General features: G+C 56.4%; 11 protein-coding genes and 1 tRNA gene. 4 read left to right on the forward strand and 8 right to left on the reverse strand.

Features of this window, described 5'->3' with window-relative positions; translation table 11 throughout:
* Nucleotides 1-394: 394 nt before the first annotated feature.
* Nucleotides 395-1,939 carry a Mur ligase family protein gene (locus HMPREF1492_RS04565; protein ID WP_051479400.1) on the reverse strand — a complete coding sequence of 515 codons (1,545 nt, stop codon included), beginning with the start codon at nucleotides 1,937-1,939 and terminating at the stop codon, nucleotides 395-397.
* A gap of 214 nt (nucleotides 1,940-2,153) precedes the next feature.
* On the opposite strand from HMPREF1492_RS04565, the gene HMPREF1492_RS04570 reads away from it, so the two are divergent.
* Nucleotides 2,154-2,230 (forward strand) — tRNA-Met (locus HMPREF1492_RS04570).
* Between the two features lie 34 nt (nucleotides 2,231-2,264).
* Here HMPREF1492_RS04570 and HMPREF1492_RS04575 read toward each other — a convergent pair.
* Nucleotides 2,265-2,951: an alpha/beta hydrolase gene (locus tag HMPREF1492_RS04575; protein ID WP_035436403.1), complete on the reverse strand. Its 687-nt coding sequence runs from the start codon at nucleotides 2,949-2,951 to the stop codon at nucleotides 2,265-2,267.
* 248 nt (nucleotides 2,952-3,199) lie between these two features.
* Here HMPREF1492_RS04575 and HMPREF1492_RS04580 point away from each other — a divergent pair, with 248 nt between their 5' ends.
* Genes HMPREF1492_RS04580 through HMPREF1492_RS04590 form a run of 3 tightly spaced genes read left to right on the forward strand, consistent with a single transcriptional unit; the run spans nucleotide 3,200 to nucleotide 6,126 of the window.
* Nucleotides 3,200-4,261 (forward strand): FecCD family ABC transporter permease, encoded by a 1,062-nt coding sequence (locus HMPREF1492_RS04580; protein ID WP_035436405.1) that lies wholly within the window; start codon nucleotides 3,200-3,202, stop codon nucleotides 4,259-4,261.
* A gap of 1 nt (nucleotide 4,262) precedes the next feature.
* Nucleotides 4,263-5,024 carry an ABC transporter ATP-binding protein gene (locus HMPREF1492_RS04585; RefSeq protein ID WP_035436407.1) on the forward strand — a complete coding sequence of 254 codons (762 nt, stop codon included), beginning with the start codon at nucleotides 4,263-4,265 and terminating at the stop codon, nucleotides 5,022-5,024.
* A gap of 40 nt (nucleotides 5,025-5,064) precedes the next feature.
* Nucleotides 5,065-6,126 (forward strand): ABC transporter substrate-binding protein, encoded by a 1,062-nt coding sequence (locus HMPREF1492_RS04590; RefSeq protein WP_198014344.1) that lies wholly within the window; start codon nucleotides 5,065-5,067, stop codon nucleotides 6,124-6,126.
* A 186-nt stretch (nucleotides 6,127-6,312) separates the two neighbouring features.
* Here the strand turns inward: HMPREF1492_RS04590 and HMPREF1492_RS04595 are convergent, their stop codons facing one another.
* The 6 genes from HMPREF1492_RS04595 to HMPREF1492_RS04620 form a co-directional block, all read right to left on the reverse strand.
* Nucleotides 6,313-7,797, reverse strand: a complete 1,485-nt coding sequence (locus tag HMPREF1492_RS04595) for an ABC transporter ATP-binding protein (protein WP_035436411.1) — start codon at nucleotides 7,795-7,797, stop codon at nucleotides 6,313-6,315.
* Between the two features lie 4 nt (nucleotides 7,798-7,801).
* Nucleotides 7,802-8,554, reverse strand: a complete 753-nt coding sequence (locus HMPREF1492_RS04600) for an energy-coupling factor transporter transmembrane component T (protein ID WP_035436413.1) — start codon at nucleotides 8,552-8,554, stop codon at nucleotides 7,802-7,804.
* The gene (locus tag HMPREF1492_RS04605) at nucleotides 8,551-9,147 is read right to left on the reverse strand and encodes an MptD family putative ECF transporter S component (RefSeq protein ID WP_035436414.1); all 597 of its coding nucleotides are present in this window, start codon (nucleotides 9,145-9,147) and stop codon (nucleotides 8,551-8,553) included. The genes HMPREF1492_RS04600 and HMPREF1492_RS04605 overlap by 4 nt, the downstream gene beginning before the upstream one ends.
* A 50-nt stretch (nucleotides 9,148-9,197) precedes the next feature.
* On the reverse strand, nucleotides 9,198-10,961 hold the full coding sequence (locus HMPREF1492_RS04610; RefSeq protein WP_035436417.1) for an ABC transporter ATP-binding protein: 1,764 nt from the start codon (nucleotides 10,959-10,961) through the stop codon (nucleotides 9,198-9,200).
* Nucleotides 10,958-12,802, reverse strand: a complete 1,845-nt coding sequence (locus HMPREF1492_RS04615; protein WP_051479401.1) for an ABC transporter ATP-binding protein — start codon at nucleotides 12,800-12,802, stop codon at nucleotides 10,958-10,960. The genes HMPREF1492_RS04610 and HMPREF1492_RS04615 overlap by 4 nt, the downstream gene beginning before the upstream one ends.
* Nucleotides 12,803-12,947: 145 nt before the next feature.
* Nucleotides 12,948-13,550: a TetR/AcrR family transcriptional regulator gene (locus HMPREF1492_RS04620; RefSeq protein ID WP_035436421.1), complete on the reverse strand. Its 603-nt coding sequence runs from the start codon at nucleotides 13,548-13,550 to the stop codon at nucleotides 12,948-12,950.
* Nucleotides 13,551-14,287 lie beyond the last annotated feature (737 nt).

Below are 14,287 nucleotides of genomic sequence, written 5' to 3' on the forward strand. Positions count from 1 at the left end.
ATGTAGGTTAGAAGGTAGTAAGGAAATAGCCTTACACCACTTTTTGAGACGTAACTACGTTTCCCCAGATAAAAGTTTTTGAGGCGGTAAAAAATCGTCTTAGTTGGGGATAAATCGACCAATTTTAAGTTTTCATCTCCAACTAAACGCATTTTTTACCTTTTTCGGCACATAATTTTGAGGTCAAAAATTACGTATTCATAAGAATGCATTTTATTACACAAATATGTAGAAATTTGATTAGCGAACTAAAGAACGCACACTATTCTTCTCAATCATGCGCGGCTCAAAGATTATCTGGATCGAAGCACCGTCGTCCACCAACTCACCTGCACTTTTCTGACCCGCTCCGTCAACCTTTGCAGCGACACCCGCGTCGCCGCCGCTACCCGCGCTACCCGCGCGCGGCGCGCCCAGCGCGCTCGTCTAGCTTGGCGCGGACAGCGGCCTTGAACGCGGCAGCATCCGTCATCCACGGAACGTGCTTGCCGCCGATAATGTTGAACGGCTCATCTCCCTTAGCCAACAGGTACACCAGCGCCGGGCGAGGGTCGTCGTAAGCTGCGGAAACTGCCTCGTAAATGGCGTCGTAGCGGTCAAGGATAATCTTGTGCGCGGCGCCCTCGGGTGTGGCCTCGGCCATCTGCGCGCAAATCACCGCAGGATCTTCCATGTTGCAGTCCTCGGTGGTGTAAATCATCAGGTCCGCCCACTTGGCCGCCTCTTCCGGCAGCTCTTGGCGACGGTTGTACGCCTTGCCACCAACGGCTCCCATGACCACATAGCGGCCATAACCAGGGAATTCCTTGGATGTTGACGAGAAAAGCTTCTGGTAGGAAAGCTTGTTGTGGGCGTAGTCGACCAAGCCCGTAACCTTGTTATCGGGCGAGCTCAAGAGCTCCATGCGACCTGGCACCTTAACGTTCATCAGTGGAAGCACAGCGTCCTTCTCGCGAATGCCCAGGTAGTCGGCAACGGCGATTGCCGCAAGAGCGTTCTCCACGTTGAAGAGGCCGGACATAGGCAGCGCGGCGGCACCGGTCCAGGTTGGCGCGTGTACGGTAAACGTAACCATGCCCTGGTGAGGGGTGATTTCGTCCGCCCAAACGGTTGCGTCGGAATCGGTTGTGGAGAAAGTCAGGACCTTCTCGCACCTCTGTGCACGCTCCATGACCTGGTCAAACATCATGGTGTTCTTGTTGATGACGGCCACGCGAGCGAGGTCAAAAATCTTCAGTTTGCTCTCAAAGTAATCTTCAAAAGTAGGGTGTTCAACAGGGGAAATGTGATCGGTTCCAATGTTTAGGAACACCGCGACGCTCAGGTTGAGGCCAACCGTGCGGTCGTACTTGAGGCCCTGGCTGGAAATCTCCATGTCAACGTAGGGGAGACCAGCGTCCGCGGCATGCTTGAGATGGCGCCACAGCTCAGGAGCCTCGGGCGTGGTGTTGTGCGCGGGCTGCGTGTCCTTGCCGTCAAACACCTCAATACCGCCAATCACGCCGCACTTGGAGTACGGCTCGTCGCCGTCAAGAATGGCGCGCAGCATATATGAGCAGGTAGACTTGCCTTTTGTGCCCGTAATACCGATGGTGGTGAGCTTCTTGTCGGGGTGGCCCGCAACGCCTGCGGCCGCGTAGGCCATGGCAAGGCGCACGTCATCCACGCAAATAGCGGCTACGTTTGGAGCCACTGCCTGCAACTCCTCCGCGAGCGATTGCTGGCAGAGATACGCAACGGCCCCAGCCTCTACCGCGCTTGCTAGATACGCTGGCGAGAAACTCGCGCCCTTGCAAACAAACAGCGAACCCGGGGTGACCTCACGAGAATCGCTTGCAACATCGGTAAGCTGTGCGTTTTGATCAACCGCGTCAAGATGCGCGGTAGTGTATTCGATGTTCTTGCTGGTAAAGAGCGCCAGGAGCTCGTGTAATGTCATCCTCAAAAGTCCTTCGATAGCTGTTTGGCGCAAGCACAGCGCCCCAAAGACAGTATCAATAGTTTAGCCGTCTGCCCCCAATTGTGCTGACGACATCGCAACTTTCTTGGCCCTTGCACGTCAACCTCATACCTTTATGGCGAGAAAATCTTTGATTTTGCTTGACTCACTGAGAGTTGCGAGGTATAGTACTTGTTCGCGCAAGCGTTTACATTGCGGGGTGGAGCAGTCTGGTAGCTCGTCGGGCTCATAACCCGAAGGTCGTAGGTTCAAATCCTGCCCCCGCGACCATAAAAATTTCAAGCCCGCTTTTGGCGGGTTTTTTCTACGCGCCAAATCCAAACTGCAGCAAACGCTGCAATCTCAGCTCAAGACCCTTGTGATGATCGTAAGAATCCAACATACGTTGATAGTCCGGAGCAACAGGCGCCAGCTTCTCTACCAGTGCGTCTGTTGTCTGCCTCACTGAGCGCAAGGGTTCAGGATGGTTTTTACCTTCGTTTTCTCCGCTTGCAATGCACCAGCGAATGTCCGAACGCACATGGCTCGTATCAAAAGTTTCTACAAAATCAGGAAACCACGTGCTTGGACTGGCAAGAAGATACTGGTCAAAGCGGCAGGTAGTCTGCATCTCAAAGAGACTGCACAGACCCGATAAGGAATAGCCCAGCAAGGTAAGAGGGCACGTATCCTCTGCGGTATGAGTAGCTAGAGCAGCGTACTTCTCGACAGCAGGAAGTACGACATCAGAAAGAAACTCTCTTCCAAGCCCTCCAAAATTTGGAGCTTCTGTTCGCACGCTTGCCACTGGCCAAGGGGAATAGCAGTCTTGATTAGACGGCGCAGTAATGACAAGGCATTGGGGGAGCTTGTTCGCGTCAAGTTTCCCGGAAGCAAGAAGCGCAGCTATCTTGGGCATAAGCAGCGAGCCGTGGAGAACAACAAGAAGACCTGGAACTTCGGAGCGTTCTCCGATAGTGATTGTATTGTCTGGTAAAGCTGATAAATCCATGAAGTTCCTCGTCTGACCTCGTCTGTTATTGCCTGTTGGTGCCGGCGTCGTCTCGCAGTAGCCGCCTCGCGGAGAGTATCCCACAGAGGGATGTAGGTATTTTAAGCATTTCTCAACTCACAGTCTTCTCACAACTCAAAAAGTAATATATAGTTAACTTCCGAAAAATTCCGCTGCTTCTGTGTAACGCGCATTGTACGTTGTACGTTGTGCGCAAAAAACGCAGCGTCACTTTAGAGGGGTATTGTATGATAAGAAAAGCCGGACCGTTCCGTCTTTTCATGGGAGTTCTCGTTGCAATTCTGGCGGCGAGCATTGTAATAACTTCAACGATGGGCGCCATTGGTGTGTCCCTACAAGACGCATATGCCGTGCTGATGCATCATCTTTTTGGTATGCCGCTATCGGAGGCTCTAGCTGCAGGAGGACCTGTCGAGAAGGTCGTCTGGTCGCTACGTTTTCCTCGCATCATCTTGGGCGTGGTAGCTGGAGCTGGCCTTGCGCTTGCGGGTGTTGTCATGCAGGCATCGGTTCAAAACACCTTGGCTGAACCGTATATTTTGGGCATTTCATCAGGCGCTTCGTGTGGAGCAACCTGTGCCATCATGCTTGGAGCTGGCGCAGTACACGTTGTGGGAGTTTCTTCGGTACCGCTGTTCTCGTTTATTGGTTCAACAATAGCAACTGTCGGCGTTTTGTTGCTGGCATCTACCGGCGGACATATGACGTCGTCAAAGCTTGTTCTCTCGGGCATGATTTTGAATGCTCTATTCACGGCGCTGTCTAATTTCATTATTACTATCGCCGCTAATGCTGAGGGCATGATGGATTTGAAGTTTTGGACCATGGGCTCTTTGGCACGAGCAAGCTGGGGAAATGTTGGCGTTTCCGTTGTTGTAGTACTTCTCGTCAGTGTGTTTTTCTTAACGCAGTTCCGCTCCCTCAACGTGCTTCTGATGGGAGATGAGGCTGCAACAACGCTTGGCCTCAATACCAATTTGTGCAGATGGGCATACTTGACCATTTCTGCGCTCATGGTTGGCACGCTTGTTTCATCAGTGGGAACCATCGGTTTTGTTGGTCTTATCATCCCGCATATTGCGCGCTCGTTTGTTGGGTCTGATCACCGAAGACTGGTGCCAACGGCGCTGGTACTGGGAGCTATTTTCATTCTTTGGGCAGATGCCTGTGCTCGTACCGTCCTAGGCAATACCGAAGTCCCTATTGGCATTCTGACTGCTGTTGTAGGCGCTCCGTTCTTTGTCTACATCATGGTCGCCCGCAACTACAGCTTTAGGGATGGTGAGTAGCATGCGTCTTGAAGTGCAAAATGTTTCGGTCACCATTCACAACAAGCCGATTGTAAAGGACGTCTCGCTTAGCGTGGCGGATGGCGAGTTTGTGGGCATTTTGGGTCCTAATGGATCTGGCAAGTCAACGCTTTTGCGAGCAATTTACGGTCTTGGCCATCGCTATGACGGCCAGATTTTGTGGGACGAGCGCGACGCCACTGAGATATCACGACGTGACTTTGCCCGCAAAGTTGCGGTTGTAAGCCAGTTTAACTCGCTGTCCTTTGACTTTACTGTTCGAGAGATTGTGTCGCTGGGACGCAGTCCTCATCAGTCGGCGCTGTCAAAAGAATCCGATCACGACGAGTCAATCGTTTCTGACGTTATTCAGAAAGTTGGTCTTTCTCGCTTTGAAGATCGCTCGTTTGCCACGCTTTCAGGTGGCGAGAAACAACGTGTCATGTTGGCTCGTGCGTTGGCTCAGGAACCAGAGTTTTTGGTGCTTGATGAGCCTACTAATCACCTGGATATTACGTACCAGATTGATATTTTGCGCCTTGTCCGCAATCTTGGTATCAGCTGCCTGGCTGTTTTGCATGACATTGTGATGGCAGCTCATTATGTCGACCGCCTGTATTTCTTAAAAGAGGGGACTATTGTTTCCGAGGGTTCGCCTGAGGACATTGTGACCCCTGAGTTACTTGCTGATGTGTATGGCGTTGAGGGTGCGGTGAGGCCATCAACTGCTGGAAACGGTATCAGCATTGATTACGTGTATTAATCGCCTGTTGAGTATCAACAGATGAATGAAAGGATATCCGATGGATCCTCGTGTAAGTTCAAATCTCTTTACGAGAAGGAATTTTTTGAGCATTGCGGCAGGATTTGCTGCAACTGCTGCTGGACTGGGCCTGACTGCGTGCAACAATGCAACGTCTAGTCCATCTACCCCTGCTACAGAAGAAAAGAAATCAGCCAATACAAGCTATCCCGTATCGTTCAAGCTCTATGACGGTGACGGCAACGAGTTTGAGGCCAAGTTTGACAAGGCCCCTGAGAGTGTTGTTACCCTGACAGACTCTGCAGCCGAGATTCTGCTGCGTCTGGGTCTTGGCTCCAAGATTATTGGCACTATCAAGCCTGATGCGCCAATGCCTTCAGATATTGCTGATGAGTATGCGAAAATCAAGCAGCTGGGCGATAAGAAGAGCCTCTCGCGCGAGGTTGTTGTTGCTGCTAATCCAAACCTTATTGTGGGCCGCTCACGTCTCTTTACTTCTAAGGACCAGACTTCTCCAAAGGACTACGCTGACCTTGGCATTTCTGTCTATACTCAGCTGGCATCTTCTGAGCAGGGCGATCCAACGCTTGCTGGAATTATTTCTGACATTAAGAATCTTGGATCTATCTTTGATGTTCAGAGCAATGCCGACACTTACACCGCTGACCTTCAGAAACGTCTTGATGCCATTAACGAGCGCGTTAAAGCACACGAGAAAGACGCAAAGAAGACTGTACTGGTTATGACTAACCTCAAGGACGGCACGTTTGGTCTCTTTGGTGGTAGCGAGAAGAGCCTTGAGTTTACTATCATCGATCAGCTTGGAGCTACTCCTGCGACAACCCAGTCTGCAAATGGCCTGACGTATGAGAATCTGATTAAGTTCAACCCTGACGTCATTATCTACGTCACCGCAGAGCGCAATAAGGCAACTGACGCTGCAGCTAAAGACACCCTTCTGGGCGAGAGCTCCCTGCAGAACGTCCCTGCTATTGCTAATAAGAGCATCGTAGAGATTCCATATTCTGAATACATCGACTACTCGCCACGTGCATTTGATTCTGCCGAGAAGATCCTTGAGGCTCTGTATCCTCAGAAATAGACGTATTTGAAACGTGCGTATCACAGAGACCAAGCAGGAATTCCATTTCTTGCTTGGTCTTATTATTTTCGAGGCTTTAGCCTGTTGAGCGCGTGTTACGCGCGAAACATAAAACCACCCGCTATGCGGGTGGAGAATAATCTTTTGCTTTGCAAATTAAAATCCTTTCTTCTCAAATGCGAAGGGTCACCCTATTCCGAAGAACTCGCGCAGCCGCGCCACGCCACCCTTGTCGAGACCGTATTGGGCGGTGACCTTTCCGCCCTTCATCTCGGTAACCCTGTCGCAGGCGGCCAGCGCCAGCTCGAAGTCGTGCGTCACGACGAGGACGAAGGCCCCGGACGCGGCAAGCTCCCGCAGCAGCGTGGCCGTCTGCGCCATATGGGCGTAGTCGAGCCCGCTCGTCGGTTCGTCAAAGACCAGCACCTTCTTGCCGCAGAACATGGCAGCCGCTATGGCGCACCTCTGCTTCTGCCCTCCCGACAGCGTCAGGGGGTGGCGCCCCCTCACGTCGAGGAGGTCCAACTGACCTAGCACCGACTCCAGGCCTCGGGTACCAGGGTTGCTCGCCCCCAGGACGACCTCCTCCTCGACGCTATCACAGAAGAGCTGGTGGTTGGCCTCCTGCATCACTTCGTAGCTAAGGGGCAGCCTCTTTCTCGCGGAGAGCACGGCGCCGTCGATTTCGATGCTGCCTCGCTGTTCCCTGGCGAGCCCGCACACCACCGAGGCGAGGGTCGACTTGCCCGCACCGTTGTCTCCCACAATCGCCTCGACGCGACCCGACCCGAACTGCGCGTCGGGGACGGAGAGGGAGGGGGCGGCATGTCGTGAGTATGAGAAGACGAGGTCGGCGAGATGCATCTCGTGCATGGGCGTGTCTTTCACTGGGGCGACTGTCCTCGGGAGGTCGAATCCCTCCAGCTTCACGGGTCGTATGCCCGTCTCAAGGCGCTGGCTGCGGGTCAGCGAGGCGAGCTCGCCCATGGCGAAAACATCGGAAGCCTTCCCGCCGTCCAGGTAGACCGCGCGGTCGACTATGCCCTCGAGGTACCACGTGCGATGCTCGGCGATGAGGATCGTCTTGCCTTTCGACCTTAGTATGTCCAAGGTACGTCGCAGCTCCCTGATTGCGGGGAAGTCGAGGTTCGCCGATGGTTCGTCCAGTAGGAGCACCTCCGGGCCGGTAGCATAGACGCTCGCGATGGCAACGCGCTGCTTCTCACCCCCCGAGAGGTGGAAGATGTTGCGATTCATGAGTGCCGCGATGCCCAAATCGGCTGCGGCTTCGTTCACCCTACGTGAGATCTCGGCACGCGGCATTCCACGGTTCTCGCAGCCGAAGGCCACCTCGCTTGTGGTGTCGAGGGTGTAGAATTGCGTGCGGGGATTTTGGAACACAGTCCCTACCTGGCGGGCCACCTTGTACTGAGGGCAGGTGGTGGGATCCATGCCGCCAACCCTCACGCGACCAGTAAGGTCACCGTCAAAGAACTCGGGTATCATGCCGTTCAGCAGGCGGAGGACGGTTGACTTTCCGCAACCGCTCTTCCCGCACAGGAGCACGCATTCTCCCGCCTTCACGTCAAGCGACAGCGACGATAGGCTCGGGGATTCTGCTCCACGATAGGAGAAGCTGACGTTGGTGAGCGATATCATCGGCTGGCCCATCGTCTCAGAGCCCCTTCCCGGCAATGGCGAACGCCGCTGCCGCGGCCGTTCCCGCAGCTACAAGCGCCAGAGCTAACCAGTCCTGGGTGCGCAACCCAATCTGCGCCAGGCAGGTGTGAGGAGCTGGATCGTCCATGCCGCGGCAGAGAGCTGCAGCCGCGAGTTCGTCACTTATAGAGATCACGGAGGCGAAAAGCGGCACATAGATGTGGGCTATCGTCTGGATGGGATGGAACAGCCAGGATGAGAGGCCCGTTCCGATACCCCTCATCTTCATGGCGGACCTTATGGCGCGCCACTCCTCGCTAATAGTCGGGAAGCACCTGAAGGCCACCGATGTTGTGATTATGGCGCTCTTCGGCACCCCGCTTCCCCACAGGGCGGCCGCGAACTCGCTAACGCCGGTTGTCCCCACGGCCCAGTAAGCCACAAGCAGGCATGGCAGGACCTTGCGGACCGCCACTGCCAGGAATTGCACGAGGGAAAGCACGGCGCTTTGGCCCACCATGGGACCGATTAGCTGTTGGACGGCAACGAGCAGGGAAAAGACCGCGCAGTAGCGCAGGGCGGTGCTGGCCATGCCGCCGACTGCCACAATCAGGACGCAAACCAAAAAGACAGCGGCCTCGTAGGGCAGTGAGCGGCCGAGGAAGACGGCTATGTCGAGCAGGACGAGCAGGGTCGCCTTCGTTCGAGGGTCGAAGACAATGCCTCCGTTGTGACCCTGCTCCGTATATAGCTTTTCGAGGGGGTTCACAGGATTCCTGCCCGTCCGAGCTTGGCTGCGAGCAGCTTGCGCGCGATCAGCGAGCCCAAAATCGAGCTGATGACGATGGCGACCATCATGGCCGGAAGCACCCAGTCGGGCGTGAGCGCATAGAGCGTCTCGCAGAAGCTTGAGCTCATACCCCGCTCAAGGATGTCTTGGAAGAAGTAGTCGCGCATGAACCAGATGGGCACGAAGCCTCCGAGCAGGTTCCAGGAGAAGACGGCGTGGCTTGCGGCGTTCCATGCGAAGCTGCGATATTTTCCAGCACGTGCGATGAGCACCGCAACGATGCCCGCAGGGACCGAGACAGCAGGTGCGATGGGGATGTGTCCCGAGGCGATGAGGACGAGGCTCGGAAGGACAGCGGCGATGAAGATGGGCACGCCCGAGGGTGACCTGGCGAGCATTATGTGGAAGATGGGTGCCGCAAGTAGGGCGACGAGGGCGGGCATGAGCAGAAACAGAATCGGCACCGGCATGCACACGATCCCGATGATGACGTAGACGGCCAGGTAGAGCGCAATGAACACGCCTGCGGAAATAGCAGCCCTCGAGGATGTACTCTTCTTTTGTGGTTCCATGATGTTTCCTTTCTCTTGTGGTTGATGAACGCCGTTGTCTTCGGAGGATGTCATCGTGCGGGCGTGTCGCCGTTGCCGTGCGGGTGCTTTGCGCGCCAGGCGTCAAGATCTGTCTGGAGTCCCCACAGTTTCGCGTAGGTCCCTCCCTTGGCAAGCAGCGACTCGTGGGTGCCGCTCTCCGCGACGCGACCGCTGTCGATCACATATATGGCGTCGGCGCGCGTCACCGTGCGCAGCCGGTGCGCGATGGCGACAACAGTCCTGCCCTGTGCGAGCGTGCCCATAGCCGCCTGCACCTCGGCCTCGTTCTCCGAATCGAGTGCGCTTGTCGCCTCGTCCAGAAGGACGATAGGCGCGTCTTTGAGGAGGGCGCGGGCGATGGAGATACGCTGGCGTTCACCGCCCGAAAGAGTCGAGCCGCCCTCACCGATAACGGTATCGTAGCCGTTGGGCAGTTCCATTATGAAGTCGTGGCAGCGTGCCGCCTTGGCCGCCTGAACGACCTCCTCGTGCGTTGCATTCGCGCGCCCGTAGCGGATGTTGGCCTCAATCGTGTCCTGAAACAGGTAGACATCCTGAAAGACAATCGACACCCGACTGAGCAGGTGCTCCGGGTTTATGGAGCGCTCGTCGAGCCCACCGAGCAGAACGTGCCCTGCTTGCGGGTCCCAAAAACGTGCGGCAAGCCTCAGAATCGTGCTTTTGCCTGAGCCAGAGGGTCCGACAAGTGCTGTCAGCTCCCCAGCCCTTATGTCCAGGCTCACGTTGTGAAGCACCTCGTTATCGTCGTAGCCGAACGACACGTGGTCAAAGGAGATGCTGCACTCCTCGGGGGCATCGGACTCGCCGGGCATCTCCGGCTCGCCCAAGAGAGACATAATCCGGCGGCCCGCCGCCGCACAGCGCTGCAATTCGGGCCAGCTCGTGAGGACCACGGCAAGAGGCTCGAAAGCTCGCGTGCCGACGAGGAGGAAGAGGGAGAACCCCGTGGGGTCGAGGGAGCCGCCGGCCAGCAGGTAGACGCCGGCGAGGGTCATGCATGCCAGACCGCTGCGTAGAATTGCCTCCGACACCGCGCCGAGCGAGCCAGTCGCGCTCTCGTTTGCCATGCAGGCATCTCGGTAGTCCTCACATGCCTTGGCGAGGGTCGTGAAGCTCGCGCCCTGCAGGTGATGGGCCTTGATGGCGCGCATGCCCCTCAGATACTCCTGGATTCGGGTTGTCTGCTCCACTCTCGTTGCGGCAAGGCGCCTCTCCGCGCGGTTCTGCAAGCCCTGTGCAACGGCGGTGATGGCGAGAGACAGGGGCAGTCCAACGAAGAGGGCGAGGCCCATGCGCCAGTCGAGCAGGCAGAGCGCCCCCGTCGTGACGAGCGCCACGATACCGGCGCTGATGGCCTGGGCGAGCAGGTGCGTCATGCCCGTCTCAACGAGCGAGAAGTCGTTCATCATCGTCGTAGCGATGCCGCCAGCACCCTTTCCCTCGAGTTTTCCTAGGGGCAGCTTGCGGATATGCTCGGCCAGGCTTGTGCGACCCTCAGCGCCGACAGCGTAGCCGCTACGGAAAGTCACCTTGCATGCGATGTTCTCGACCGCGAGGGCAAGGACGAAGCAGGCGGCCATGCCAGCCCACGCGAGCCAGAGTTCGGCGTTGCTCAGTCCGCCTGTGGTATAGAAGCCAAACATGCAGTCGACAATCAGCACCAGACAGATGAAGGGTAGAAACCATACGAGCTGGGCAATGGTGTTCCAGAATGCGGGTCTGGCTATGCGCCTCGGTTCTCCACAGGTTATTGCTTCGATAATGTCTCTCATAGCGACACCTCAGCTTTCTCTGTGCCAAGCTTCCAGTCGGCGGCTCTGTCGCCGGAGACCCACATATCTGCATAGGGCCCATCGACCTCTATGAGCTCGTCGTGTCTGCCCCGTTGCACAATCCGGCCCTTATCCATCACGATAATCTGGTTCGCCGACTGTACGGTCTCAAGTCTGTGGGCGATTGTCAGAACCGTTTTGCCTCTCGTCAGCTCCGCCAGAGCGCGGTGGATCGAGAACTGCGTCTGTGCGTCAGCGAAGGAACTGGCCTCGTCGAGGATGAGGATAGGGGCGCTTTTGAGGATTGCCCGCGCTATAGCCACGCGCTGCCGCTCACCTCCCGACAGGCGGACACCACCTGCGCCGACGACGGTGTCGATTCCCTTCGGTAGCCGCGCGAGGAATTCGTCGCACTGGGCCGCCGAAGCCGCTGCGGCTATTTGATCCTCGGTCGCGCTGGGCAGTCCCATGGCGATGTTATCCCGGATGGTTCCTGCAAAGAGGAAGCTGTCCTGGAAAACGAAGGCAACGCTGTCCATGAGCGCATCGGTCCCCAGCTCGCGCACATCGACTCCCCCTATGCGGACCATTCCCTCATCCACATCCCAGAAGCGGCCGACTAGCTCGGCGATTGTGGACTTACCGGCGCCCGAAGGACCCACGATGGCACAAGTGCTGCCGGGCTCTACAGCGAACGACACCCCATCTACCGCGGGATTCTCGGCACCTGGATAGGAGAAGGTCACATGGTCGAATGCAATGCCCGCATCTTGGGGAGTCGCCCGGACATCCTGCAAAACCTGTCTTTGCGGCTCCAGATCAAGCACTGCGCACACACGCCCAACCGCCTCGTTGACCGTGTTCACGCTCTCGGCGAACATGCGCAATTTGAGTACTGGCGAGGAGGCGGCGGGACCGACCACGAGGGCGAAGACGCAGACGGCTGCGAGCGCGACGTCCGAGGGGTTGTCGAGGAACAGCGCTATCGCAACTGGGGCTGCGAAAGTCGCGACCGAAAGCGTGAAGACGCGGAAACGCACGTAGCCCGGGCGGATCTGGTCGGTCATGCCTACAGTGAAGTCCCGGTAGGCCTCGGTGTCGTCCTTGAAGCCGCGAAAGGACGCCGTGGTCTGGCCGAACGCTTTGATGGCGGGCATCCCCTCGACGTACTGAATCGCCGACGAGTTGATTCGTTCAAGGACATCGAAGTTCTTCTTGATTGCGCCCGTCTTCATGACCTTGGCCATCGCCTGCAGCTGACAGGCGATTCCAATGACAATTGGCGCAAGGCAGGCCAAGGCAAGCCAGACATTCGCGGTGAACATCAGGACGAAGAGGACGATGAGCGTGGCGAGAGCGCTCGCGAGGTCGGGCACCTGGTGGGCGAGGAATGCCTCGACCTGCTCGACATCCGCATCCATCACCTGCTCGACCTGCCCTATGGACGAGGAGTCGAGGTAGCCCATCGGGAGGCGTCCCACATGCTCTGCGACCGCGATGCGTATGTCGCAGACCGTGCGGTAGGCGTGCGCATGCGCGGCGATTCCAGCGATCCAGGAGGCTGCAGTTCCAGACAGAAGCCCCGCGAGGCCGACGGCTCCCCACCATAGCATGGAGCCCGCCTCGGGGGCCGAGCCAGATGCTACACCTGACATTAGAGAGGTTATGACCCGCCATGAGGCTAGATAGGGCACGAGCTGCAGCACTGACCCGATACAGCCGAGCGCAATGCCGAACACGAGAAGCCCCTTCCCTCGCTCAGAGAGGGCCAGCAGCCTGGCCATGCCCTGCTTCTTTTTCAAGTTTTTACCTGGGTCTTCCAGGTCTGTCTCGTCCTCCATGGACCCGTGCTCCTTTCACTGCTATCGGAACGAATTCGTTCCGTTTTTCTCTTAAATGCACTGACGGGAGCATCCATCTGGATGCTCCCGTCATCAGCCCATTTCTGCACGCCGCTCAGAGCGGCGATTTTGCAACCTGCCTACATCAATAAAACAGCTTCTGCGCTATCTCGAATGCCTCCTGAGGAGAACGCTGCTCACACTCTGGTGCAAAACGCCCGTCGTACATGACGCCCCAGAGCCCGTACAGCATGAACAGCGCGCAGGCCTGTGCATTGCTCTCGTTTACGCCGAGACGGTTCTTGAGCTTGCCTGTCTGTATCCCTTCCAGCATGAGCTTGGTGTAGGGGCCTGCCATACGATCGATCATCTGGACCATGTCCCAGAGTTTGTAAGAGGCGTCGGGAACTGACTCACCCGGCTCGGGGTCGAAGGAGCGGACATATTCGTTGACGTCATCCGTTACGAGACTGCGCAGAGCGGCGATTCTTTCGTCGAACGGCTGGCCCTCGTCCTCCATGACTGCGCACTTGCGGTCCATGCGCTCCGAGATGAAGTCCTCCATGACGGCCACGTAGACGTCCTGCTTCGACTTAAAGTAGTAGTAGAACATGCCAGGAGCGCCGTTCACGGCATCCAGGATGTCGCGCACCGATGTACTCTCGTAGCCCTTCTCCGCGAAGAGCCTCGCTGCCGCATCCACGAGCTCCTTGCGTCGCTCTGCAGGTTTTTTGCTGTTCTTTCTCAAGCAATGCTCCGATTCCTTGTCCCATACCGATGGGTTTTTAATATCAGAACGAATGTCGGTCTAATATTAACCTTATCTAACTTTGATGTCAACGATAACGCAGCCGAGAGGAGGCCGATCACTGCGATTTGAGTCGTGTTATGCCCGAAGGCGGGCCCATAGACGGGGAGACCGTCTTCGCTCTATGAGGGTGAAGAACGACGACGTAGGGTATGCCTTTGACGCACGATCTCCAATTTCGCCGTGAATCTGAATTCCCGGATTTCATGGCGGCAAAAGGGCAGCCGTCCTTTCGATGCGACATCCGGAGACTCGAGTGGCGCATCGGGTTCGATTCGATAGTCGGGGCGTGTGGAGGCCTCGGCGTTCGCTGTGGCGTTGTGTTTGGTTTCGGATTGAGAGGGTCGCTCTGCCACCACGCCAATCGTCTCGACGGGAGGTCGGCCCATGCGGCCGCCCTTAGCCTTCGAGCTCGGGTCAGGGCAGATTGCAGGCACATCGCATAAGGAAGACCCGCCAGTGTACATGCTCGGAAGCAGAAGCCAGGCGGGTTTTTGTTAGCTAATTACTACAACGCATAGATATATATCTGCTACTGAGTTCGCTTCCATGAAAAAATATCTATTATTGAAAGAAATAAGAAGAGATTTCTAAACAGATAGAAGAATCCTTATGAACTATGTTCAAAAAGTTCCCGTTGCTATTTGTGGTGTTGCTTTAGGTTTTGCAGCACTTGG

Source organism: Atopobium sp. BS2, assembly GCF_000565075.1.
Lineage (GTDB): Bacteria > Actinomycetota > Coriobacteriia > Coriobacteriales > Atopobiaceae > Lancefieldella.